At 68.2% G+C, this 396-nt stretch carries 1 pseudogene; it reads left to right on the plus strand.

The features are described from left to right. A pseudogene (locus HUA74_RS45055) lies at positions 1–396 on the plus strand (hypothetical protein); the annotation flags it as partial.

Raw genomic sequence — 396 nt, forward strand, 5'->3', positions numbered from 1 at the left:
GGATGCCCGCCTCGAGTCGGCGGGCGACATCTTCGGCGCACGGGTGACGAGCGCGGGCGTGGTGCTGGACGCTTCCGCGTTCGCCATCTCCACGGAGAGCCAGTCGCAGGAAACGCCGTCGGTGGCCTCCAACGGGACGGACTACCTCATCGTCTGGGAGGACGCGCGCCTCAATGATGCGGGCGACATCTTCGGCGCGCGGGTGACGAGCACAGGCGCGGTGGTGGACGCTTCCGGGTTCGCCATCTCCACCATCTACAACGGCCAGACCCGCCCGTCGGTGGCCTTCAATGGCACGGACTTCTACGTGGCCTGGCAGGACGCTCGCTCGTCCCTGGATATCTACGGTGCGCGCGTGACGACCACGGGGGAGGTCTTGGACTCCTCGGGCGTCGT

Origin of the sequence: Myxococcus sp. CA051A, from assembly GCF_013336705.1 — a bacterium.
GTDB classification, from domain to species: Bacteria; Myxococcota; Myxococcia; order Myxococcales; family Myxococcaceae; genus Myxococcus; species Myxococcus llanfairpwllgwyngyllgogerychwyrndrobwllllantysiliogogogochensis.